The organism is Acidimangrovimonas sediminis, assembly GCF_002871005.1.
Taxonomy (GTDB): domain Bacteria; phylum Pseudomonadota; class Alphaproteobacteria; order Rhodobacterales; family Rhodobacteraceae; genus Acidimangrovimonas; species Acidimangrovimonas sediminis.
Window position 1 is genome coordinate 73,626 of record NZ_PHSN01000020.1, and the last position, 22,744, is coordinate 96,369.

Here is a 22,744-nt window from a genome sequence, read left to right on the forward strand (position 1 = left end):
GGTCGGCAGGGAAGGGGGGCAATGTCACCTGAGGCGGCGCGGCAGGGTGCGGGGGCTGCGTATTTTGGGAACAATGAAAGGCAGGGGCGGCAGGAGCGTCATCCGGTGCGCCCGCCCGCGGGATCGAGGAGGCGGCCCAGCACGCTGTCCCGGGTGACCTCGCCGATCAGGGTGCCGGCCTCGGTCACGCCGACCGGGGTGTCGGTGGAGCAGACGCGCGACATCACCTCCTGGATCGGGGTTTCCGCGGGCAGGGTGATTGCCGGGGTGCCGCTTGCCGCCTGCATCGCGTCGCGCGCGGTCAGCACACCCAGAGGGTTCATGTGGGCGACGAAATCGGCGACGTAGTCGGACGAAGGGTTCTGGAAGATCTCGCGCGCGGTGCCGCACTGGACGATCCGGCCGCCTTCCATCAGCGCGATGCGGTTGCCGATCTTGAAGGCCTCGTCGAGGTCGTGGCTGACGAAGATGATCGTGCGCCGGAGCTTGCCCTGCAATTCGAGGAGTTCGTCCTGCAGCTTGGTGCGAATGAGCGGGTCGAGCGCCGAGAAGGGTTCGTCCATCAGGAGGATCGGCGCTTCGGTGGCGAAGGCGCGGGCCAGGCCCACGCGCTGCTGCATGCCGCCCGAAAGCTCTCCGACCTTGCGGTCGGCCCAGTCGGCGAGGCCGACGAGGGAGAGCTGCGCCTCGACCTTCTCGCGCCGTTCAGACCGCGACATGCCGCCGAGTTCGAGACCGAGGCCCACGTTCTCGCGCACCGTGCGCCATGGCAGCAGGCCGAACTGCTGGAACACCATGGCGACATGATGCAGGCGCATCCGGCGCAGGGTGGCGGGGTCGGCGTGGGTGACGTCGACCAGCGTCTTGCCATCGGAGACCTGGGCCGCGCCGCGCACCACCGGGTTCAGCCCGTTGACCGCGCGCAGCAGCGTGGACTTGCCCGAGCCGGACAGGCCCATGAGCACGAGGATCTCGCCCTCGGCCACGTCGAGCGAGCAGTTGTGGACCCCCAGCACCTGATCGGTGGCGGCCTGCACCTCCTCGCGGGACTTGCCCTGGTCCATCAGGGGCAGGGCGGTCTGCGGCTTCTCTCCGAAGACGATGGAGACGTTGTCGAAGCGGACGGCGGTTTTCTCGGTCATTTGCGCGTCACCCTCAGCATGCGATCCAGAAGTACCGCCACCACGACGATGATGAAGCCCGATTCGAACCCGAGGGCGGTGTTCACAGACCCGAGCGCCCGCACCACCGGCACGCCAAGGCCGTCGGCGCCGACGTAGGCCGCGATCACGACCATGGAGAGCGAGAGCATGATGGTCTGGTTCAGCCCGGTCATGATCTGGGGGAAGGCGTAGGGAAGTTCGACCTTCCACAGCCGCTGGTGCGGGGTGGCGCCGAAGGCGGTGGCGGCCTCGGTCAGCGCGCTTGGGGTGTTGACGATGCCCAGCTGCGTCAGGCGAATGGGGGCGGGCAGGACGAAGATCACCGTGGCGATCAGGCCCGGCACCATGCCGAGGCCGAAGAAGATGATCGCGGGGATCAGGTAGACGAAGGGCGGCAGCGTCTGCATCAGGTCGAGCACCGGCGAGACCACGGCGTAAAGCCGGGGGCGGTGCGCCACGAAGATGCCGATCGGCACGCCGAGGCCCATGCAGACGACGCAGGCCGACAGCACCAGCGTCAGGCTTTCCGTGGTCTGCACCCAGTAGCCCTGGTTCAGGATGAAGAGGAAGGCGACCAGCACGAGGAGGCAGGTCTTCCACGATTTCTGCAGCACCCAGGTCAGCGCCACGAAGACCGCGACGATGACCAGGGGCGGCGGCGATTGCAGGCACCACAGGATCGCGTCGATCATGGTTTCCATGACGGTCGAGAGGCCATCGAAGAACCATGTCGCATGGCCCTGAAGCCAGTCGAAGGCGACCTCTGCGGTCTTCCCTACCGGAATCTTGGTGTCGGTGATCCAGTTCATCGCGCGTCCCCCGTATCGGCCCGGTGGTGAATGGGTCAGTCAGGTCTTGTGGCTCCGTTCGGGCGGAACCTTATGCAAGGGACCCCGGGCGCGCCGTGCGCCGGGGCCCCGAGACGTCAGGCCGGAGTTACATCCCCAGCGCCTTGTCGACCGCTGCGACTGCGTCGCCGCCGTCCTTGGTGGTCACGCCCTTCAGCCAGGGCTTGATCGCATCCGGGTGGGCCTTCAGCCATTCCTTGGCGGCGGCCTGCGGCTGTTCCCCGTCATCGAGGATCTTGCCCATGATGGTGTTTTCCATGTCGAGCGTGAAGGACAGGTTTTCCAGCATCTTGCCGACGTTCGGGCATTCCTTGACATAGCCGGCGCGGGTGTTGGTGTAGACCGTGGCGCCGCCGTAGTTCGGACCGAAGTAATCGTCACCGCCTGACAGGTAGGTCATGTGGAACTTGGTGTTCATCGGATGCGGCTCCCACCCCAGGAACACGATCGGCTTCTCACGCTTGTCGGCGCGGGCGACCTGCGCCAGCATCCCCTGTTCCGAGCTTTCGACAAGCTTGATGTCCTTCATCCCGAAGGCATCCTTCTTGATCATGCTCAGGATCAGGCGGTTGCCGTCGTTGCCCGGCTCGATGCCGTAGATCTTGCCGTCCAGCTCATCCGCGTGCTTGGCGATGTCGGCGAAGGTCTTGATGCCGAGCTTGGCGCCGTATTCGTTGGTTGCCAGCGTGTACTTGGCGCCCTCGAGGTTGGCGCGCACGGTGTCGACCGTGCCCTTTTCCTTGTAGGGTTTGATGTTGGCTTCCATCGACGGCATCCAGTTGCCGAGGAAGACGTCGACATCGCCCTTGGCCATGGATTGGTAGGTCACGGGGACGGACAGCTGCTTGATGTCGGTCTTGTAGCCCATGGCGTCGAGCATGAAGGTCGTCACCGCGGTGGTCGAGGTGATGTCGGTCCAGCCAACGTCGGAGAAGGTCACGTCGTCGCAGCCCTTTGCAAGGGCGGGGGTGGCGGCCAGCGGCAGGGCGAGGGCAAGCCCCGCGATCATGGCCAGGAACGTCGAACGGATGGTCATCGGTCAGGCTCCCTGTCTTTGTCGGTTTCGGTCTTGTTCTGCTACGGTCGCATGCACGGCCGGCGCGTGGCCCGCAGCGGCATTGCGCCGCAACCCTAGCGCGCGGCCCCTAGCATGCAAGCGCGGTTTCGGATTGCAAGGGCTTCTTGATTGACGAGTCAATAAACGATGCGCTAGCCACGGGACGAAGCGAACAGGAGAAGACGATGCCACGGCTCGGGATGGAACCCATTCGCAAGGCGGCCCTCGTGGAGGCGACGATCACCGAGATCGGCCGCGCCGGCAGCCTTGATGTCACGGTGGCGCAGATCGCGCGCCGGGCCGGGGTGTCCTCGGCGCTGGCGCATCATTACTTCGGATCCAAGGAGCAGCTTTTCCTTGCCGCGATGCGCCACATCCTGTCGCTCTACGGTGCCGAGGTGCGCGGCGCCCTGGCTGTGGCCGATACCCCGGCCGAGCGTCTGCGCGCGGTGATCCGGGCGTCGTTCGCGGCGTCGAGCTTCCGGCGCGAGGTGATCGGGGCCTGGCTGAACTTCTATGTTCTGGCCCAGACCGTGCCCGAGGCGCAGCGACTTCTCAGGATCTACCAGATCCGGCTGGCGTCGAACCTGCGCGGGCCGCTCCGGCGGGTCGCCCCCGGCCGCGAGGTGGCACTGGCAGACGGCCTTGGCGCGATGATCGACGGCGCCTACCTGCGCGAGGTTCTGGGGGCCACGCCCCCCGACGGGGCGCAGGCGGCGGCGATGGTGCTGGGCTATCTCGAGGCCGAACTGGCCCGGACGCCGCAGCCGCGACAGCAACCCCAGGAAGGAGGTGCGGCATGATCCGGATCCTCGGACGCGCGACCTCGTCCAACGTGCAGGCGGTGATGTGGGGCGTGGGCGAGCTTGGCCTCGCGCATGAGCGGCTGGACTATGGTCACGTTTTCGGCGGGACCGACACGCCCGAGTTCCGGGCGATGAATCCCAACGGCCTTGTCCCGGTGCTGGTGGACGGCGACCTGACGATGTTCGAAAGCTGCGCGATCCTGCGCTATCTCGCCGCACGCTATGGTGATGGCGGGGCGTTCTGGCCCGCCGACCCAGTGGCCCGCGCGCCTGTCGACATGTGGGCCGAGTGGGGCAAGACCTCGTTCAACGCGGCCTTCACCGGGCCGATCTTCTGGCTGCGCGTGCGCACTGCCGCGAAGGACCGAGACGAGGCCGCGCTGGCGCGCAACCTTGCCACATTCGAGGCGCGTCTCGACATCCTCGAGGGGCAGATCGGGGCCGGGCCCTGGGTCTGCGGCGCGGCGTTCACGCTTGCCGACATCGTCATCGGTCACGTGCTTTACCGCTGGTTCGACATCGACGTGCCGCGCAGGCCCCGCCCGGTGATCGAGGCCTATCACGAGCGGCTCAGGGCCCGTCCGGCCTTCGCCGAGCACGTGATGATCTCCTATGACATACTGAAGGTGGAGGGCGCATGATGGAAGCCGATTACGTCATCGTCGGCGCCGGCTCCGCCGGTTGCGCGCTTGCCTACCGCCTGGCCGAGGCCGGGCGCGAGGTTCTGGTGATCGAACATGGCGGCACCGATGCCGGGCCGTTCATCCAGATGCCGGCGGCGCTCAGCTATCCGATGAACATGTCGCGCTATGACTGGGGCTACCAGTCCGAGCCCGAGCCGCACCTCGGCGGGCGCCGCATCGCCGTGCCGCGGGGCAAGGTGATCGGCGGGTCGTCCTCGATCAACGGGATGGTCTACGTGCGCGGCCATGCCCGCGACTATGACCACTGGGCCGAGCAGGGGGCGACCGGCTGGGGCTATGCCGACGTGCTGCCCTATTTCAAGCGGATGGAGCATTGGCACGGCGACGAGGCGGGCAAGGGCGGCGGCGATGCCGACTGGCGCGGCACGGAGGGCCCCCTGCACATCTCGCGCGGGCCACGGAAAAACCCGCTGTTCCATGCCTTCGTCGAGGCCGGGCGCGAGGCCGGTTACCCGGTGACCGACGACTACAATGGCCGCCAGCAGGAGGGCTTTGGCCCGATGGAGGCAACGATCTGGCGCGGCCGGCGCTGGTCGGCCGCGAATGCCTATCTCAAGCCTGCGCTGAAGCGGCGGAACGCCACGCTGGTGCGGGCGCTCGCGCAGAAGGTGGTGATCGAGGAAGGCCGCGCCACCGGGGTCGAAGTGATCCGGGGTGGCACGCGCGAGGTGATCCGGGCGCGGCGCGAGGTGATCCTTGCGGCCTCGTCGGTCAACACGCCGAAGCTTCTGATGCTGTCGGGCATCGGCCCCGCCGCGCATCTGGCCGAGCACGGGATCGAATTGGTGGCGGATCGTCCCGGCGTCGGGGCGAACCTGCAGGACCACCTCGAGATCTATCTTCAGATGGCGGCGACGCAGCCGATCACGCTCTTCAAGTACTGGAACCTGTTTGGCAAGGCGCTGATCGGGGCGCAGTGGCTGTTCACCAAGGGCGGCGGTCTTGGCGGGTCCAACCAGTTCGAGAGCGCGGCCTTCATCCGCTCGCGCGCAGGCATCGAATATCCCGACATCCAGTACCACTTTCTGCCGATCGCGGTGCGCTATGACGGCAAGGCCGCGGCCGAGGGGCATGGCTTCCAGGCCCATGTCGGGCCGATGCGGTCGAAGTCGCGCGGGTCGGTCACGCTCCGGTCCGCCGATCCGGCCGAGGCACCGGTGATCCGCTTCAACGCCATGTCCCAGCCCGAGGATTGGGAGGAGTTCCGCGCCTGCGTCCGGCTGACGCGCGAGATCTTCGCCCAGCCGGCGTTCAAGCCCTTCGCCGGGCACGAGATCCAGCCGGGTGCCGCGCTGCAATCGGATGACGAGATCGACGGTTTCATCCGCGAACACGCGGAAAGCGCCTATCACCCCTGCGGCACGGCCCGGATGGGGCGCGCGGCGGATCCGGGCGCGGTGGTCGACCCGGAATGCCGTGTGATCGGGGTCGAGGGGCTGCGCGTCGCGGACAGCTCGATCTTCCCGCGCATCACCAACGGCAACCTCAACGGCCCGTCGATCATGGTGGGCGAGAAGGCGGCGGATCACATCCTTGGCCAAGGCATGCTGGCGCCGGGCAATGCCGAGCCGTGGATCAACCCCGACTGGCGGGTCTCGCAGCGGTAGGGGCCCACGGCCGCGCCCGAGGCCCCGCCGCCCCGCGTGCGGCGAGGGGATTTGCGTATTTGCGGAACAATGAAAGGCAGGGGGCCGAGACGGTGGGGGCGTTCGGGCCCGGTCGCGCCGGTTTGACACGGGTCAAGGAAACCGCGCGCCCATGTGTCTAGCCTGTCGTCGACATCATGGACACAGGAGGCGAAACATGGCCCACACCCCGCATGCATTGGCCGAGGATTTTCCCGAGGCGGCCGACCGGATCGCCGCGCTGAAGGCCGCGAACGCGCATTTCGCGCGGCTGGTGGAGGAATACCAGGAGGTCAACCAGGCCGTGCACACCGCCGAGACCCTGGCCCAGCCGACGGCCGAGGAGCACGAGGCGGAGCTGCGCCGCAAGCGGATGCAGCTCAAGGACGAGATCTGGAAGATGCTGCAGGAGGCCTGACCGGAGGGCCGACCGGGTCTTGCCTTCGCGGCAAGGCGGCCCTGTGCCGGGATCTGGCCCGGCACAGGGTTTCACGTTGGATCAGGGCTTCACGTAGGAATAGCCGTCTTCTTCCAGCTCGACGATCTTGGCGACGCCGGCGGGCACCACCGTCGCCTCGTCGACCAGCGTCAGCTTGTGGCCCGCCTTCTTTTCCATCCCCATGAGCGTGTTGTGGCAGGCGTCGAATTCCAGCCCGTCGAATTGCAGCGACATGGCCGAGATCCGCTCGGCCACCGGGCTGTCCTTGAGGAGCATCTTCAGCCCGGGGCCATAGGCCACGACGTGAACCTGCGCCGTGTCGCCCTTCTTGGCGTAATACTCCTCGATGTTCTGGACGTTGTTGAGCAGCAGGGTCATGCGGCCCGGGTCGGCGTCGTCGATCTGGAAGACGACCTTGTGCTCGGCGGCCGAGGCGGTGGCCGCGCCCAGCAGCATGAACGTCAGGGCCGCGGCCGCGGCAAGCTTTCTGGACATCTCTTTCCTCCCAAAGCGACATTCCGTCGCATAGAGTTATGCGACTTCGATGATGCGATCGCAAGGATGGCGTTCCCACCGAAGCGCCGGGACGGGGGCGCCTGGGCGCCCCCGCGGTGTGTCAGGCAAGCGCGCCCTCGGGGGTGATCCGGGTCTTGCCGCCAAGGTAGGGGTGCAGCGCCTCGGGCAGCACGACCGAGCCGTCCGCCCGCTGGCCGTTCTCCAGCACCGCGATCAGGGTGCGGCCCACGGCCAGCCCCGAGCCGTTCAGCGTGTGTACGAACTCGGGCTTGCCACCGCCTTCGGGGCGGAAGCGGGCGTTCATCCGGCGGGCCTGGAAATCGCCGCAGACCGAGACCGACGAGATCTCGCGGTAGGTGTCCTGCCCGGGCAGCCAGACCTCCAGATCATGGGTCTTCTTCGCGCCGAACCCCATGTCGCCGGTGCAGAGCACGACGACGCGGTAGGCAAGGCCCAGCTTCTGCAGGATCGCCTCGGCGCAGCCGGTCATGCGCTCATGCTCGGCCAAGCTTTCGTCGGGGTGGGTGATCGACACCATCTCGACCTTCTCGAACTGGTGCTGTCGCAGCATCCCCGAGGTATCCTTGCCCGCGCTGCCCGCCTCCGAGCGGAAGCACTGGGTATGCGCGGTCATGCGGATCGGCAGCTGCCCCGCATCGAGGATCTCTCCCGAGACGGTGTTGGTCAGCGTCACTTCCGAGGTCGGGATCAGCCACCAGCCATTCGTCGTCTGATAGCTGTCCTCGGCGAATTTCGGCAGCTGGTTGGTGCCGTACATCGCCTCTTCCTTGACCAGGACCGGGGTCCAGGTCTCGGCCAGGCCATGCTCCTCGACATGGGTGTCGAGCATGAACTGCGCGAGCGCCCGGTGCACGCGGATCACCGCGCCCTTCAGCACCACGAAGCGCGAGCCCGACAGCTTGGCCGCGGTCTCGAAATCCATCCCCGGCTTCACGCCCGCGATGTCGAAATGCTCCTTCGGGGCGAAGTCGAAGGCGGGCGGGGTGCCCCAGCGGCGCAATTCGACGTTGTCGTCCTCGTCCGCACCCTCGGGCACCTCGTCCAGCGGCAGGTTCGGCAGGCCCATGAGGAGGTCGCGCAGCGCCACGTCCTCGGCCTGCGCCTCTTCGTTGAGGCTGGCAATCTCGGCCTTCTTCTCGGCCACCAGCGCGCGCAGACGTTCGAATTCCGCCTCGTCGCCCTTCGCCTTGGCCGCGCCAACCTGCTTGGAGGCAGCGTTCTGGGCGGCCTGCGCGGTCTCGGCGGCCAGGATCTTGGCGCGCCGCGCCTCGTCGAGGGCGAGGATCTGCGACGACAGCGGCGACATCCCCCGGCGGCCGAGGCCGGCGTCGAACTGGGCGGGGTTCTCGCGGATAGCGCGGATGTCGTGCATGTCTGTCACCTTGTCTAAAGCCAAGCGCCGAGACGCCTAGCAGAAAGCCGAGCGCCGGGGAAGACGGTGGGGCCGGGAAGACGGTGGGGCCGGGAAGACGGTGGGTTGGGGGTTACCCATGCCGGTCGCCCGGTGCAGGCCGGGGCCGATTGGGCGCGTCCGGGCCCTGCCTCCGCCGCACGCGGTTCTGACCGGGCGTGCCGTGCCCGCCGATCGCGCCCCCTTGCACCGGGCGCGCAATCTGCGTCACTAGGGGCACCCCTTCCGGAGCCGCCATGATCCGCGCCGCGCCCCTTCTTCTTGCCCTTGCGCTGGGGCCCCTTGCCGCCTGCCAGCTGGGCGACACGCCGCCGCAACTGCCCCCTACGGGCAAGGCCATGGCCACCCAGGATGACGATCGGTGCCTGGCCTCGGGCGGGGTCTGGAGCCATGAGGACGGCAAGGCCCGGGTCTGCATCCACTACACCAAGGACGCCGGCAAGATCTGCACGAGGTCGAGCGAGTGCGATGGCGCCTGCCTTGCCCGCTCGGGCACCTGTTCCCCGGTGAAGCCGTTGCTCGGCTGCCAATCGATCCTGACAGATTCAGGCATGAGGATGACCCAATGCGTCAACTGACCCTTCCGGGGATCGCCGCCCTAGCCGCCCTCGCGGTGCTGGCCGCCTGCACCCAGGCGCCGATGAACAGCGGTCGCGGCGGCTATCGCACGCCCGGCAAGCTCTATTCCCTCGCGGGGTTCCAGCCGAAGCGGCTGGCCGGCAGCTGGCACGAGGTAGCGGGCTTCTACGATCCGTCACGGCAATCCTGCGCGCTTGGGCTGACCGGTGCAAAGACCACCGCCACCGGGCTGGAGGTGACGCTGTCCTCCTGCGCGGGTCCCGCCGCCACGGTCGCCGCACCGCAGATCGTGCCGGGCCGCTTCGCGCCCGATCTCGCGGATGCGCGGGGCGAGACCTGGTACGTGCTCTGGGTCGATGCCGATGACCGCACGGTGGTGATCGGCACCCCCTCGGGCCGCTGGGGCGCGATCCTGAACCGCCAGCCGCAGATCCCCGCCGACCGGCTGGGTGCCGCGAAGCGGATCCTCGAGTTCAACGGCTACGACCTGTCCCGGCTTCAACCGCACTGATCCGGGATCCGGGCGCGCAGGCGGCGCAGGTGGTCGGGCAGGGCATGCGCCTCGACCGCCGCCTCGCGCACCAGCCAGTCGAACTGCGCCGAGAAGGCCGCCACCCGGTCGCTGTCGCGAAACGCAAGATAATGGCGCCCGACATAGACCACGGCAAGGAGCGGCCCGAACACCGTGATCGGCGCCGAGAACACCCGCCGCGCATCGAAGAGCGTGATCCGGAGCGAGGGGTAAAGCTGCTCCCCCAGCCGTATCAGCCGGTCGATCTGCGCCAGCCGCACCCCGGCGGGCAGGCCCGCGTAATAGCCCGTGGCATCGGTGAAATCCTCGAATTCGTGCAGGGGCAGGGCGATCTCGTAATCCGATCGGGCGCCGCGCATCCACGCCAGCCGGTCCTCCGACGCGCCGATCGCCTGGTCCACGGTGCGCCCGAGATGCGGCGTGTATTCCCATTGCAGCATCTCGCGGGTCTTGAACATGTCGGGCAGCGCGGCGGGCACGTGGCGAATCTTGTAGCCCGCCGCCTCGCGGTGCCAGGCGAAGATCTGTTCGTCGACCAGAGCGCGCGGCGCCGCCGTCATGCTGAGCGAGGTTGCCAGAAGGTCGGCCAGCTTTTCCGGCCGGTCCGACAGCCCCAGCAGCCAGTCCGCGCTGACCCCCAGCGCGGCGGCGCATTCCGCGGCCACCTGCGCATTCGGCAGACGCGCCACACTGGGCGAAAGAAGTTGCGACACGGTCGAGCGGTCCACCCCCACGGCACGGCCAAGCGCGCTCTGGCTCATCCCCTTTTCGGCCATGGCGGCGGCAAGGCGGCTGCGGAACAGATCCGATCGGTCACGTTTGTCGAGTCTTTGCTGCATGTGGTTATAAATATCACCAGATGCGATGTTTGTTAAGCAAACACGGAATTCCGCAACGCAGCAAATTCCGCAAGTCTTTGCCCCATGGGGACAATTTCTGAAACACGGGGACGCACCCTCCTGAAAGCGGTGCTGTGGAACCTTCTCGGGCTGGCCGTGATGGCCGGCGTCGGGTTGGCGATGACCGGGTCGGCGACGCTTGGCGGAACGATGGCGCTGGTGAACGCGGCGCTGGGGCTACTTTGCTATTTCCTTTACGAACGCGCCTGGGCGCATGTCCGCTGGGGCCGGGTCGAGGGGGAGGCGCGCCATGGCTGAGCTGTCGCGCACCCCGACCCGTCTCTGGCGCGACGAGGCGCCGACGCTGGCGCTGCTCGCGCTGGTCTACCTGCTTTGGGGCTGGGGCACCTCTGGTCTCTGGTCCTGGTCGCCGCTTCTCGGCTGGGGGCTGACCGCGCTGGCGATCGTCCAGTTTTCATCGCTTCAGCACGAGGTGCTGCACGGGCACCCGTTCCGCTCGCGCCGCCTGAACGAGGCGCTGGTGTTTGCCGGGCTCACCCTCTTCGTCCCGTACCGGCGGTTCCGCGACACCCATATCGCGCATCACCGCGACCCGATGCTGACCGACCCTTATGACGACCCCGAGACGAACTTTCTCGACCCCGACGCCTGGGCCCGACTGAGCCGCCCCGTGCAGAGGCTGCGGCGCCTGAACAACACGCTGCTGGGGCGGGTTCTGCTGGGGCCGGTCATCGGCACCGTTGCCTTCGTGCAGTCGGACCTGGCGCTGGCGCGCGCGGGCGACCGGGGAATCGCCAGGGCCTGGATCCTGCATGGCCTGGGGGTGCTTCTGGTGCTTGCCTGGCTCTGGACCCTTGGCGCGATGCCGCTCTGGGCCTACCTGCTGGCGGCCTACGCGGCTTTCGGCGTGCTCAAGATCCGCACCTTCCTCGAGCACCGCGCGGAAGAGGAGGCCGCCCATCGCACCGTGCTGGTCGAGGACCGGGGGCCGCTGGCGTTCCTGTTTCTCTTCAACAACCTGCATGCGGTGCACCATCTTTACCCCGGCGTCGCCTGGCACCGCCTGCCCCGGGTCTATGCCGAGGGCCGCGCACAGTTCCGCGCGCAGAACGGCGGTTACGTCTACCGCTCCTACGCCCAGATCATCCGCCGCCATCTCCTGACCCCGAAAGACCCGGTCCCGCATCCGTTCTACCGCCCCGGACGCTAGGGATCGCCCTTCCGTCCTGCCGCGGAAAGACACCTCCACCTCCCTTCATCTTGGCGGAAACACTCCACGGGGGGCGGGGGTGCGGGGGTATGAAACCCCAGGGGCCTCATCCCCTCCGCACGGCCGACGGGCTGAGGCCAAAGCGCCTCCGGAACGCCCGCGAAAACGCCGATTGCGAGGTGAAGCCCGTGCGCAGCGCCACCTCCTGGAGCGGGTGGGCGGTGTCGGCCACCAGCCGCCGCGCCGCCTGCAGCCGCAGGTTCAGCGCATAGGCGCCCGGGGGTTGGCCCAGCTCCTTGCGGAACAGCATCTCCAGCCGCCTTGGCGTCAGGTTCAGGGCCCGGGCGGTCTCGGCCATTGGCTCGGGATCGTCGAGGCGGCCCTCCCAGCGGGCGATGGCGGCGGTGACGCGGGCATCGGCCCGGGCGGGCAGGGGGGCCGTGCGCGCGCTCTGCTGCGGCTCTGACCCGTCACGCGCGGCGGTGATGAAACTGCCCGCCACCTGCAGGGCGGTGGCGGCATCGTGGCGGGCACGGATCAGGTGCAGCATCAGGTCGGTCGCGGGCCCAGCACCCCCCGCTGTCATCCGGCTGCCCGAGATGACGAAACGGTCCGGCGCCACCTCGATCTGCGGATGCGCATGGGCGAGGTCCTCCAGATCCTCCCAATGCACCGTCGCGCGGTGCCCATCCAGAAGGCCCGCCCGTGCCAGCACCCAGGAGCCGGCGTCGATCCCGCCCACCGCGCGAAACCGCGACGCCAGCCGGCGCAGGTCGCGGATCAGCGGGCGCGTCGCCATCTCGGCCTGCCGGAACCCGGCGATCACGATCAGCGCATCCGCCCCTTCCGCGGCGGAGAGCGGCCCCGTGGCGGGCAGCGACAGCCCACAGGTCAGCGGCACCGCGTTGCCATCGGGCGAGACGACGCGCCACTGGAACGCATCCCGCCCCAGGTGGCGGTTGGCGCTGCGCATCGGGTCGAGCGTCGCGGCCACCGTCAGGATCGAGGCCTGCGGCAGCACCAGAACGGCAATCGACAGGGGGGCTTTCGCCGGGGCAAAAATCGTTTCGGAATTGCGCATGAAGATTTCGTAATTCGTCAAATGAACGGATGCAACAGGCCTATGCTCCGGCCAAATCCACATCCGATGGAGGGAGACTCCGATGCCGCTTGCCATGAACCGAGAGGTCTTCATCACCTGTGCCGTCACTGGCTCCGGCGGGACGCAGGACCGCAGCCCCCACGTGCCGCGCAGCCCCGCCCAGATCGCCGAGAGTGCGATCGAGGCGGCGCGCGCCGGGGCCGCGGTGGTCCATTGCCACGTCCGCGACCCCGAGACCGGCGCGCCCTCGCGCGATCCGAAGCTCTACCGCGAGGTCACCGACCGGATCCGCGAATCCGAGGTCGACGTCGTGCTGAACCTCACTGCCGGGATGGGCGGTGACATGGTTTTCGGCCCGACCGAACGCCCGCTGCCCTTGCAGGAAAAGGGCACCGACATGATCGGCGCGGCCGAGCGCGTGGTGCATGTCGCCGAATGCCTGCCCGAGATCTGCACCCTCGACTGCGGCACGATGAACTTTGCCGAGGCCGATTACGTCATGACCAACACGCCCGGCATGCTGCGGGCCATGGGCGCGATGATGACGGAACTCGGCGTGAAGCCCGAGATCGAGGCCTTCGATACCGGCCACCTGTGGTTCGCCAAGCAGCTGGTGAAGGAGGGCGTTCTGAAAGGCCCCGCGCTGGTGCAGCTGTGCATGGGCGTGCCGTGGGGGGCGCCCGATGACCTCAACACCTTCATGGCGATGGTCAACAACGTGCCGGACGACTGGACCTTTTCGGCCTTCTCGCTGGGGCGCAACCAGATGCCCATCGCCGCGGCCTCGGTCCTTGCGGGCGGCAACGTGCGCGTGGGGCTGGAGGATAACCTGTTCCTCGACAAGGGCGTGCTGGCCACCAACGCGCAGCTTGTCGACCGTGCTGTCGGCATCGTCGAACGCATGGGTGCCCGGGTGATCGGCCCGGACGAGGTGCGTGCCAAGCTGGGCCTGACCAAGCGGGCGCCGAAGTGAGCCTGAAGGCCGCCCGAGTCCTGATCACGGCGGGGGCGGGTGGCATCGGCCTCGCGCTCGCCCGTGGCTTTCTGGCCGAAGGGGCCCGCGTCGCGATCTGCGATCTTGACGCGGCGGCGGTGGCGGCGGTGCCCGAGGGCATCCGCGCCTTCACCGCCGACGTGACGGACGAGGGGCAGATGACCGCGCTCTTCGACCGGCTGGACGCCGATTGGGGCGGGGTCGATATCCTCTGCGCCAATGCCGGGACCGGCGGGCCTGCGGGCGGCATCGACACGCTCGACTTCGACGGCTGGCGTGCCTGCCTCTCGGCCAATCTCGACGGCGCGTTCCTCGCCTGCCGCTGGGCGGCGGGGCACATGAAACGGCAGGGGGCGGGGCTGATCCTGCTGACCTCGTCGACCTCGGGCCTTGGCGGCTGCCCGAACCGCAGCCCCTACGTCACCGCGAAATGGGGCGTCATCGGCCTGATGAAGACGCTGGCGATGGAGCTTGGCCCCCATGGCATCCGGGTCAATGCGCTCTGCCCCGGCTCGGTCGAGGGCCCCCGGATGGAGCGGGTCCTGAAGATGGAGGCCGAGGCGCGCGGCACCACCCCCGAGGCGGTGCGCGAGATCTACGTCGCAGGCACCTCGCTGAAGACATGGGTCACGGCCGAGGACGTCGCCGCGATGGCACTTTTCGTCGCTTCGCCCGCCGGGGCCCGGATCTCGGGTCAGGCGCTGGCGATCGACGGACATACCGAAACACTGAACGGATAGGAGATCTTCGTCATGACGAAGACGGCGGCAATCATCGGCGGGGGCGTAATCGGCGGCGGCTGGGCCGCGCGCTTCCTGATCAACGGCTGGGACGTGGCGGTGTTCGATCCCGACCCGCAGGCGGAACGCAAGATCGGCGAGGTGCTGGCCAACGCGCGCGCCTCGCTCCCTGCGCTGTCGGACGTGCCGCTGCCGCCCGAGGGGGCGCTGCGGTTCTGCAAGACGCTGGAAGAGGCCGTGACCGGCGCCGATTACATCCAGGAATCGGTGTCCGAGCAGCTGGCGCTGAAGCACCGTGTCTATGCCCAGATCCAGGCCGCGGCACCGGACACGCTGCTGGGCTCCTCCACCTCCGGGTTCAAGCCCTCGCAGCTGCAGGAAGGGGCGGTGAACCCCGGCACGATCTTCGTGGCGCACCCGTTCAACCCGGTCTACCTGCTGCCGCTGGTCGAGGTCGTGCCCTCGCCGCAGACCCCGCCCGAGGTGGTTGCCGCCGCCAAGGCCGCGCTGACCGCGATCGGCATGTACCCGCTGCACGTCCGCAAGGAGATCGACGCCCACATCGCCGACCGCTTCCTTGAGGCCGTGTGGCGCGAGGCGCTGTGGCTGGTGACCGACGGGATCGCCACCACCGAGGAGATCGACGAGGCGATCCGCATGGGCTTTGGCCTGCGCTGGGGCCAGATGGGCCTGTTCGAGACCTACCGTGTGGCGGGCGGCGAGGCGGGCATGAAGCATTTCATGGCGCAGTTCGGCCCGGCGTTGGAATGGCCCTGGACGAAGCTCATGGACGTGCCCGAGTTCACCGAGGAACTCGTGGACCTGATCGCCGGGCAGTCGGACGCCCAATCTGGCCACCTGTCGATCCGCGAGTTGGAGCGGGCGCGCGACAGCAACCTCGTGGGGTTCCTTCGGGTGCTGAAGGATCGCGACTGGGGCGCGGGGAAGGTTCTGCGCGACCACGACCGCGCGCGGCAACCCGCGGCGGTGGCCGAGGTGTCGGATCCGGCGGGCAAGGGCGCCGCCCCGCTGGAACTGGCGCCGATGCAGGTGCTGCCCGGCTGGATCGACTACAACGGCCACATGACCGAAAGCCGATATCTCTTTGCCTGCTCCGAGACGACCGATGCCTTCCTGCGGCTGATCGGCTCTGACATGGAGTATGTGAAGGGCGGTCACAGCTACTACACTGCCGAGACGCATATCCTGCACAAGGGCGAGGCAAAGCTGGGCGACCGGTTGATAGGCACGTTGCAGGTGCTGGCCGCGGACGAGAAGCGCCTGCATGTCTTCGTTCAGATCCTCAAGGACGGCGAGACGGTGGCGACGATCGAGCAGATGCTTCTGCATGTCGACATGAAGGCCGGCCGCGCCTGCCCGGCGGCGCCCGAGATCCTCGCCCGCCTGATGCCGATCGCGAAGGCGCACGAAGCCCTACCGAAGCCCGAGGGCGCGGGCCGCTTCGTCGGCGAAAGGAGGGCGAAATGAACTTCGGCCTGACCGAGGAACAGAGCCTGATCGTCCAGACCACCCGCGCCTTCGTGGAGAAGGAGCTGTACCCCCACGAGGCCGAGGTGGAACGCACCGGCCACCTGCGGATGGATCTGGTTCGGGAGATCCAGGCCAAGGCGATGGATGCGGGCCTCTATGCCGCCAACATGCCCGAGGAGGTGGGGGGCGCCGGCCTCGATACCCTGTCGTGGCTGCTCTACGAACGTGAACTGGGGCGGGCGAATTATGCGCTGCACTGGACCTGCGTCGCGCGCCCCTCGAACATCCTGCTGGCGGGCACGCCCGAACAGCGCGAGAAATACCTCGTGCCCTGCATGAAGGGCGAGACCTGGGATTGCCTCGCCATGACCGAACCGGGCGCGGGGTCCGACCTGCGGGGAATGAGCGCCTCGGCCCGGCCTGATGGCGATGACTGGATCCTGAACGGCACCAAGCACTTCATCAGCCACGCCGACATCGCGGGCTTCACCATCGCCTTCATGGCGACGGGCGAGGAAGAGACGCCGCGCGGCAAGAAGAAGCTGATCACGGCCTTTCTCGTCGACAAGGGGACGCCCGGTTTCACGGTGCGCGAGGGCTACCGCAATGTCTCGCACCGCGGCTACACCAACTCGATCCTGGAATTCGACGATTGCCGGGTGCCGGCGTCCCAGATCCTGGGCGAGGTGCACAAGGGCTTCGAGGTGGCCAACACATGGCTCGGCGCCACCCGCCTGCAGGTCGCGGCCACCTCTCTGGGCCGTGCCGATCGTGCTCTGTCGCATGCGGTGGACTACGCCGCGCAAAGGCGCCAGTTCGGCCAGCAGATCGGCAAGTTCCAGGGTGTGTCGTTCCATCTGGCCGACATGGCGACGGAACTGCGCGCGGCAGAATTGCTGACCTGGGCGGCGGGCTGGAAGTTCGACGAAGGCACGGTGACCGAAGCCGACATGTCGATGGCCAAGCTGAAGGCGACCGAGGCGCTTGCCTTCATCGCCGACGCGGCGATCCAGATCCACGGCGGCATGGGCCTGATGGACGAGTTGCCGCTGGAACGCATCTGGCGCGACGCCCGGGTGGAGCGGATCTGGGAGGGCACCTCGGAGATCCAGCGCCACATCATCAGCCGCGAAATGCTGCGGGCGGTCGGCGGGTGATGAGGCCAGAGCAGGGGGGCCGTCTGCCCCCCTGCACCCCCCGAGGATATTTTTGAGCAGAAAGTGAGAAGATGGGCGCGCGTGGTAATGTCTTGTTAACGCTAAGCCGCAAGACTCAGGGTGCGGTACAGGCGGGGACGCCGATGACCGCAGCAGGAAGTGGCACCCTGTCGTCGCCACGAGGGCAGGGTGCTCTTTCTTTCTGCTCGGAAATATCCCCGGGGGTCCGGGGGCAGGCGGCCCCCGGCGCCGCCTTCGGGGCCGGCGCATGAGTCGGGATCTCTCGCGCCTTCTGCGGCCACGGTCGATCGCGGTGCTTGGCGGAAGCTGGGCCGCGAACGTGGTGGAGCAGACCCGCAAGATGGGTTTCAGCGGCGAGGTTTGGCCGGTGCACCCGGCGAAGCCTGAGATTGGCGGGGCGCGTGCCTATCCGTCGGTCCGGGAATTGCCCGGGGTGCCGGATGCGACCTTCATCGGCGTCAACCGGCATGCCACGCTCGATGTCGTGGCGGAACTGGCCGCCGTCGGGGCGGGGGGCGCGATCTGTTTCGCCTCCGGATGGCGCGAGGCGGGCGAAGCGGCGTTGCAGGACCGGCTGGTCGTCGCGGCGGGCGGGATGCCGGTGCTGGGGCCAAATTGCTATGGCGTCATAAACTATCTCGATGGGGCTTTGCTGTGGCCCGATCAGCATGGCGGCAGGCGGGTCGAGCGGGGCGTGGCGCTGCTCAGCCAGTCGTCGAACATCGTGATCAATCTGACGATGCAGGCCCGGGGGCTGCCGGTGGCCTATGTCGCCTGCCTGGGGAATGCCGCGCAGGTGGGGCTGGCGGAGTTGGGCGCCGCGCTGCTGCACGACGAGAGGGTGACGGCGCTGGGGCTTTATGTCGAAGGGATCGGCGATGCCCCCGCCGTTGCCGCGCTGGCCGAGGCGGCGCGGGCGTCGGGCAAGGGGATCGTGGCGTTGAAATCCGGCAAGGGGGCCAAGGCGCAGGCGGCGGCGGCCTCGCATACCGCTGCGCTTGCAGGGGGAGGGGCGGCGAGCGCCGCTTTCCTCGCCCAGGCCGGCATGACCGAGGTGGCGACCCTCGAGGAGATGCTAGAGGCGCTGAAGATCGTCCATGTGCATCGTGGCCTTCCCGGGCGCCGGATCTGTTCGCTCAGCTGTTCGGGGGGCGAGGCGGGATTGGTGGCCGACCTGGCCGAGGGGCGGGCACTTGATTTCGCGCTGCCTGCGGAGGCGCAGGCCGAGGTTCTGGCGGCCGAGTTGGGGCCGCTCGTCACGATCGCCAACCCGCTGGATTACCATACCTTCATCTGGGGCGACGGGCCGCGCACGACCAAGGTCTTTTCGACCATGCTGGCGGGGTATGACGCGGGTCTCTTCCTGATCGACCCGCCGCGGCCCGACCGTTGCGATCCGGCCTCGTTCCGGCCCGCGCTGGAGGCGATCGGGGCGGCGCAGGAGATCACGGGAAAGCCCGCTTTCCCGGTCGCCTCCCTGCCCGAGAATTTCGACGAGGGGCTGGCCGAGGCGCTGATCGCCCGTGGCGTGGCCCCGCTGATGGGGCTGCCTGCGGCCCTGGGCGCGCTTGAGGCGCTGGCCCTGACCCGGGCGCCGGAGAAGGGCTGGCGGCCCTGGCCTGCGGCGCCGGAGCGGGGGGGGCGAGTGCTGCCCGAGGGCGAGGCCAAGGCCCGGCTGGCGGCGGCGGGAATCGTGGTGCCCCGGGGTGTTTCCGCCCCGACGTTGCAGGCCCTGGGGCCGCTTGCCGCCGACCTCGATCCGCCCCTTGCGCTCAAGGGGCTGGGGTTCGTGCACAAGTCCGAGGCCGGGGCGGTTCGGCTGGGGCTTGCCTCGCTTTCGGGGCAGGCGGAGATGCCGGGGGCCACGGGCTACCTTGCCGAGGAGATGGCAACCGGCGGGGTGGCGGAGCTTCTGCTTGGCGCGCGGCGGGACCCGGTCTATGGCGCGACGCTGACCCTGGGTCTTGGCGGCGTGACGGCGGAGCTGATGGCCGATACGGTCACCCTCGTGCTGCCGGTGAGGGCCGAGGAGGTCGAGGGTGCGCTGCGGCGCCTGCGCCTGTGGCCGCTGCTTGATGGCTACCGGGGGCGCCCGAGGGCGGATGTGGGTGCGGCGGTCGCGGCGGCGCTGGCGTTGCAGGGCATGTTGGCCGAGGGGCCGGAGCTGGAAGAGATCGAGATCAACCCGCTGATCCTGCGCCAGGAGGGCGCGGTGGCGGTGGATGCGGTGATACGGGAGACCGAGGCATGAGCTGGGACAGGAACGAGGGGCCGGTGAAGACCCGGGTCGAGGGTGCGGTGCTGGAGGTGACGCTGGATCGCCCCAAGGCGAACGCGATCGACCTGGTGACCAGCCGGATCATGGGCGAGACCTTCCGCGCCTTCCGCGACGACGACGCGCTGCGGGTCTGCCTGCTGCGGGCCGAGGGCGACAAGTTCTTCTGCCCCGGCTGGGACCTCAAGGCCGCGGCCGACGGCGACGCGGTGGATGGCGATTACGGCGTGGGGGGCTTCGGCGGTTTGCAGGAGCTGCCGCAGATGAACAAGCCGGTGATCTGCGCGGTCAACGGCATCTGCTGTGGCGGCGGGCTGGAGCTGGCGCTGAGCTGCGACATCATCCTGGCGTCGGAGACCGCGACATTCGCGTTGCCCGAGATCCGGTCGGGCACGGTCGCCGATGCGGCCTCGATCAAGCTGCCCAAGCGCATTCCCTATCACGTCGCGATGGACCTGCTGCTGACGGGGCGCTGGTTCGATGCCGAGGAGGCACTGCGCTGGGGCCTTCTGCGCGAGATTTGCACGCCGGGGGATCTGCTGGCGAAGGCGTGGGACCTGGCGCGCTTGCTGGAGAGCGGTCCGCCGCTCGTCTACGCCGCGATCAAGGAGGTGGTGCGCGAGGCCGAGGACATGCGGTTCCAGGATGCGCTGAACCGGATCACGCGGCGGCAGTTCGCGACCGTCGACCGGCTCTATTCCTCCGAGGACCAGCTGGAGGGTGCGCGCGCCTTCGCCGAGAAGCGTGACCCGGTGTGGAAGGGGCGCTAGCGAAGCCTGGCAGAGTGATCCGAGCTTTTCCCGCAGAGCTCTCCGATTGCGCCAAGGGTGGTGGCCGAACCTGAGCCGGACCGTCGGGATGCGGGTGGCCTGCACTTTATCGTTTCACGAACTTCCGGCGTCTAAATGCGCGAAGACGCTGCCGCGCGCCCTCCCGGGGGGGGCGGTCGCTGCCCGGGTGCCGGAGAGGCAGGTGACGCCCAGTCACAACAGGCCCCGCAAAAGCAAAAGGGGCGGTTGCCCGCCCCTTCCGTAAACTTCCTGTCGCGGGTGGCGACAGTTCAGTCGATCAGCGCCAGTTTGCTGGCCGACTCGCGGCCGTCACGGCCGGCTTCGAGTTCGTAGCTGATCTTCTGGCCGTCGTTCAGGCCGCGCAGGCCCGCACGCTCGACGGCGCTGATGTGGACGAAGACGTCCTTCGAGCCGCCGTCGGGCTGGATGAAGCCGAAGCCTTTGGTGGCGTTGAACCATTTCACGGTGCCGGTGGCCATCGTGTTCTCTCCTTCAGTGTCGTGCCGCCCACGGGATGCGGCGGCGTGGCTCGGTAGTTCCAGATCGAGGGACTGTAGCCGGTAAGGGAGAACAGTGGTCGATAGGCGTAACGTTGCGAGTGGCGATATTGTCGATCGTACCGCGAATCGCAAGAAAAATCTGTGGCACAGGCGGATCCCGGCGCAGCGAAGGCCCCGGGGAAAACGCTTTGCGGGGCAGGTCCGGGGGGCGCGCGGCCGGCTGCAGGGGCTAGGCTTCGCGGTAGAGCGCGGCCCAGGTCTCGATCAGGTTCTGCTGCAACTGGCGCGAGTGCCGGGTCCAGGTCCGCATCCCCGGGGGGCGCTCGCGATTGGATCCGCGGGCCGCGTCGCGCTTGTCCATGTTCGCGGTGAGGATGGCGAAGACCAGCTCCTGCTGCGCCGGCCCCACGACATACCCGGCCAGCCCCGAGACGAAGTTCAGCGTGCCGGTCTTGGCATGCACCGTCAGCGGGCTGTTCCTGATCAGCCGGCCGCGGGAATCGAGCAGGTGGATCTGCTTGAGGAGGCTGCGGAACTGGTCGTCGGTGCTTGCGATGCTCAGCATCCGGCCCAGCTCGGCCGCCGTGACCCTGGTGCCGGGGGCAAGACCCGAATGGTCGCCGAAACGCGGAGAAACGCCGTAGGTCGCCTTGATCCAGGCCGCCATCTCGGCGGCCGAGGCCTCAAGCGTGCTGGGCGCCTGCCGGGTGGGGGAGGCGGCGGCCGACGCGGCAAGGCCCACCAGTTCGGCCGTCAGGTTGGTCGAGTAGTAGAGCATTTCCTTGAGGACATGCGTCAGCGCATCGCTCTGGTGGGTGACCAGCACGGCGGCCCCGTTCGGCGTGTTGCCCGGCGCGGCCACCGGCAGCCGGATCGAATAGGCCGCGGCGACCTCGCGGAATACCGCCGCCGCGTAGGGGGCGGGGTTGCTTACCGGTAGCCAGCGCGCCCCGTGGCGGCCCAGCACCCCGCCGGCGACCGTCCAGCTTTCGCTTTGGGCGCCGACCTTGTGGGTGTAGACCGGGCGCGTCCGGTCGACGATCTGCATGGTGATGTCGGGGGTCGCGGGCTGCACCCGGTCGCCGCGCGCATCCATCTGCACCTGATAGCCGCCGCTGACGCGCTTCCACTGGAAATGCACGCGGTTGAAGTTGAGGTTCAGCCCGGAAAGCCCGGGGTTGTAGCCCTCCTGCGGGGGCTGGTCGGGATCCATCGCCTCGAAATGGGGGATCGCGCTCGCGTCGTAGAGGTAGCGCCCGGTTACGCCGCGCACGCCCTTGGAGGCCAGCGCGGCCGCCATGTCGGCAAGGTCGTCCGAGGTCAGCGTGGGGTCGCCGCCGCCCAGAAGGATCAGGTCGCCCTGTACCACGCCGCCGCTGATCGGCCCGGTCGCCACGACATGGGTCTGGAACCGGTGATCCGGTCCCAGCCGGTGCAGCGCGTAGAGCGTGGTGAACGTCTTGGTGATCGAGGCGCAGGGAAGCGGGTGGTCGGCGTTGTGGCTGTCGAGCACACGGCCGTTCTTCGGGTCGACCACGACGTAGCCGACGGTGCCGCCAAGGCCGGCCCGGTCGATCAGCTCGGCAGGGCTGGGCACGTCCGGCCGTCCCGAGGAGGCCAGCGCCGCATGGGCGCCGGGCCGAGAATGGGGGCGCAGCGAAACGCGCGGCGCATCGGCCAGCGCGGGCCAAGCCGCCTGGGCCGCCACACCGGCGAGAAGGCCGCCCAGCAGGCGGCGTCGGGAAATCGGATCGCGTGTCGTCATGGGGGAAACTAAACCTCAGCGGGGGCGGGGCGGCAAGGGCCCTAGCATGGGCTTCGGCACGGCCGCCAATCACGGAACGGTCAGCCCGGCGTCATCCGCGATGGTCCCGCGCGATCGCCTGGTCCGGGGCGGCGAAG

23 protein-coding genes are annotated in these 22,744 nt (G+C 68.5%); 14 read left to right on the top strand and 9 right to left on the bottom strand.

Features of this window, described 5'->3' with window-relative positions; genetic code table 11:
* Window positions 1-98: 98 nt before the first annotated feature.
* The 3 genes from choV to CVV76_RS17970 form a co-directional block, all read right to left on the bottom strand.
* Window positions 99-1,142 (bottom strand): choline ABC transporter ATP-binding protein, encoded by a 1,044-nt coding sequence (gene choV / locus CVV76_RS17960; RefSeq protein WP_102226063.1) that lies wholly within the window; start codon window positions 1,140-1,142, stop codon window positions 99-101.
* On the bottom strand, window positions 1,139-1,972 hold the full coding sequence (choW, locus tag CVV76_RS17965) for a choline ABC transporter permease subunit (RefSeq protein WP_102226064.1): 834 nt from the start codon (window positions 1,970-1,972) through the stop codon (window positions 1,139-1,141). Before choW ends, choV begins: the two co-directional genes overlap by 4 nt.
* Window positions 1,973-2,099: 127 nt before the next feature.
* Window positions 2,100-3,047 carry a choline ABC transporter substrate-binding protein gene (locus tag CVV76_RS17970; protein ID WP_102226065.1) on the bottom strand — a complete coding sequence of 316 codons (948 nt, stop codon included), beginning with the start codon at window positions 3,045-3,047 and terminating at the stop codon, window positions 2,100-2,102.
* Window positions 3,048-3,253: 206 nt separating this feature from the next.
* Here CVV76_RS17970 and betI point away from each other — a divergent pair, with 206 nt between their 5' ends.
* From betI to CVV76_RS17990, 4 genes are all read left to right on the top strand, one after another.
* A complete protein-coding gene (gene betI / locus CVV76_RS17975) occupies window positions 3,254-3,871 on the top strand; it encodes a choline-binding transcriptional repressor BetI (protein WP_102226066.1) in 618 nt (205 codons plus the stop codon).
* Window positions 3,868-4,515 carry a glutathione S-transferase family protein gene (locus tag CVV76_RS17980; RefSeq protein ID WP_102226067.1) on the top strand — a complete coding sequence of 216 codons (648 nt, stop codon included), beginning with the start codon at window positions 3,868-3,870 and terminating at the stop codon, window positions 4,513-4,515. The genes betI and CVV76_RS17980 overlap by 4 nt, the downstream gene beginning before the upstream one ends.
* Entirely contained in the window at window positions 4,515-6,185 is a 1,671-nt protein-coding gene (gene betA, locus CVV76_RS17985; RefSeq protein ID WP_102226068.1) for a choline dehydrogenase, read from the top strand. The genes CVV76_RS17980 and betA overlap by 1 nt, the downstream gene beginning before the upstream one ends.
* Window positions 6,186-6,381: 196 nt before the next feature.
* Entirely contained in the window at window positions 6,382-6,621 is a 240-nt protein-coding gene (locus tag CVV76_RS17990; RefSeq protein ID WP_102226069.1) for a YdcH family protein, read from the top strand.
* A gap of 81 nt (window positions 6,622-6,702) precedes the next feature.
* Here the strand turns inward: CVV76_RS17990 and CVV76_RS17995 are convergent, their stop codons facing one another.
* Window positions 6,703-7,137 (bottom strand): DsrE family protein, encoded by a 435-nt coding sequence (locus tag CVV76_RS17995; RefSeq protein WP_102226070.1) that lies wholly within the window; start codon window positions 7,135-7,137, stop codon window positions 6,703-6,705.
* A gap of 121 nt (window positions 7,138-7,258) precedes the next feature.
* Window positions 7,259-8,551, bottom strand: coding sequence for a serine--tRNA ligase (serS, locus tag CVV76_RS18000; protein WP_102226071.1), 1,293 nt, complete (start codon window positions 8,549-8,551; stop codon window positions 7,259-7,261).
* A gap of 275 nt (window positions 8,552-8,826) precedes the next feature.
* Between serS and CVV76_RS18005 the strand changes: the two genes are divergently transcribed.
* The gene (locus CVV76_RS18005) at window positions 8,827-9,168 is read left to right on the top strand and encodes a hypothetical protein (protein WP_102226072.1); all 342 of its coding nucleotides are present in this window, start codon (window positions 8,827-8,829) and stop codon (window positions 9,166-9,168) included.
* A complete protein-coding gene (locus CVV76_RS18010; protein ID WP_102226073.1) occupies window positions 9,156-9,680 on the top strand; it encodes a lipocalin family protein in 525 nt (174 codons plus the stop codon). The genes CVV76_RS18005 and CVV76_RS18010 overlap by 13 nt, the downstream gene beginning before the upstream one ends.
* On the opposite strand, the gene CVV76_RS18015 is transcribed toward CVV76_RS18010, so the two are convergent.
* Entirely contained in the window at window positions 9,668-10,540 is an 873-nt protein-coding gene (locus CVV76_RS18015; protein ID WP_102226074.1) for a helix-turn-helix domain-containing protein, read from the bottom strand. The genes CVV76_RS18010 and CVV76_RS18015 overlap by 13 nt on opposite strands.
* Window positions 10,541-10,624: 84 nt before the next feature.
* Here CVV76_RS18015 and CVV76_RS18020 point away from each other — a divergent pair, with 84 nt between their 5' ends.
* Together CVV76_RS18020 and CVV76_RS18025 are read left to right on the top strand one after the other, a co-directional pair.
* Window positions 10,625-10,858 (top strand): DUF2061 domain-containing protein, encoded by a 234-nt coding sequence (locus CVV76_RS18020; RefSeq protein WP_102226075.1) that lies wholly within the window; start codon window positions 10,625-10,627, stop codon window positions 10,856-10,858.
* On the top strand, window positions 10,851-11,771 hold the full coding sequence (locus tag CVV76_RS18025) for a fatty acid desaturase (RefSeq protein WP_199178646.1): 921 nt from the start codon (window positions 10,851-10,853) through the stop codon (window positions 11,769-11,771). Before CVV76_RS18020 ends, CVV76_RS18025 begins: the two co-directional genes overlap by 8 nt.
* Before the next feature lie 106 nt (window positions 11,772-11,877).
* Here the strand turns inward: CVV76_RS18025 and CVV76_RS18030 are convergent, their stop codons facing one another.
* Entirely contained in the window at window positions 11,878-12,852 is a 975-nt protein-coding gene (locus CVV76_RS18030) for a GlxA family transcriptional regulator (protein ID WP_102226112.1), read from the bottom strand.
* 82 nt (window positions 12,853-12,934) lie between these two features.
* Between CVV76_RS18030 and CVV76_RS18035 the strand changes: the two genes are divergently transcribed.
* From CVV76_RS18035 to CVV76_RS18060, 6 genes are all read left to right on the top strand, one after another.
* Entirely contained in the window at window positions 12,935-13,846 is a 912-nt protein-coding gene (locus CVV76_RS18035) for a BKACE family enzyme (protein WP_102226077.1), read from the top strand.
* Window positions 13,843-14,607, top strand: coding sequence for an SDR family oxidoreductase (locus CVV76_RS18040; RefSeq protein ID WP_332888548.1), 765 nt, complete (start codon window positions 13,843-13,845; stop codon window positions 14,605-14,607). Before CVV76_RS18035 ends, CVV76_RS18040 begins: the two co-directional genes overlap by 4 nt.
* Before the next feature lie 12 nt (window positions 14,608-14,619).
* Window positions 14,620-16,095 (top strand): carnitine 3-dehydrogenase, encoded by a 1,476-nt coding sequence (locus CVV76_RS18045; protein ID WP_102226078.1) that lies wholly within the window; start codon window positions 14,620-14,622, stop codon window positions 16,093-16,095.
* Entirely contained in the window at window positions 16,092-17,255 is a 1,164-nt protein-coding gene (locus CVV76_RS18050) for an acyl-CoA dehydrogenase family protein (RefSeq protein WP_102226079.1), read from the top strand. The genes CVV76_RS18045 and CVV76_RS18050 overlap by 4 nt, the downstream gene beginning before the upstream one ends.
* Window positions 17,256-17,523: 268 nt before the next feature.
* Window positions 17,524-19,527, top strand: coding sequence for an acetate--CoA ligase family protein (locus CVV76_RS18055; protein WP_102226080.1), 2,004 nt, complete (start codon window positions 17,524-17,526; stop codon window positions 19,525-19,527).
* A complete protein-coding gene (locus tag CVV76_RS18060) occupies window positions 19,524-20,321 on the top strand; it encodes a carnitinyl-CoA dehydratase (protein WP_102226081.1) in 798 nt (265 codons plus the stop codon). The genes CVV76_RS18055 and CVV76_RS18060 overlap by 4 nt, the downstream gene beginning before the upstream one ends.
* A gap of 290 nt (window positions 20,322-20,611) precedes the next feature.
* On the opposite strand, the gene CVV76_RS18065 is transcribed toward CVV76_RS18060, so the two are convergent.
* On the bottom strand, window positions 20,612-20,821 hold the full coding sequence (locus CVV76_RS18065; protein ID WP_102226082.1) for a cold-shock protein: 210 nt from the start codon (window positions 20,819-20,821) through the stop codon (window positions 20,612-20,614).
* A gap of 250 nt (window positions 20,822-21,071) precedes the next feature.
* Complete coding sequence (gene dacB, locus CVV76_RS18070; protein ID WP_102226083.1) at window positions 21,072-22,607, bottom strand: D-alanyl-D-alanine carboxypeptidase/D-alanyl-D-alanine endopeptidase; 1,536 nt, start codon at window positions 22,605-22,607, stop codon at window positions 21,072-21,074.
* Window positions 22,608-22,744 lie beyond the last annotated feature (137 nt).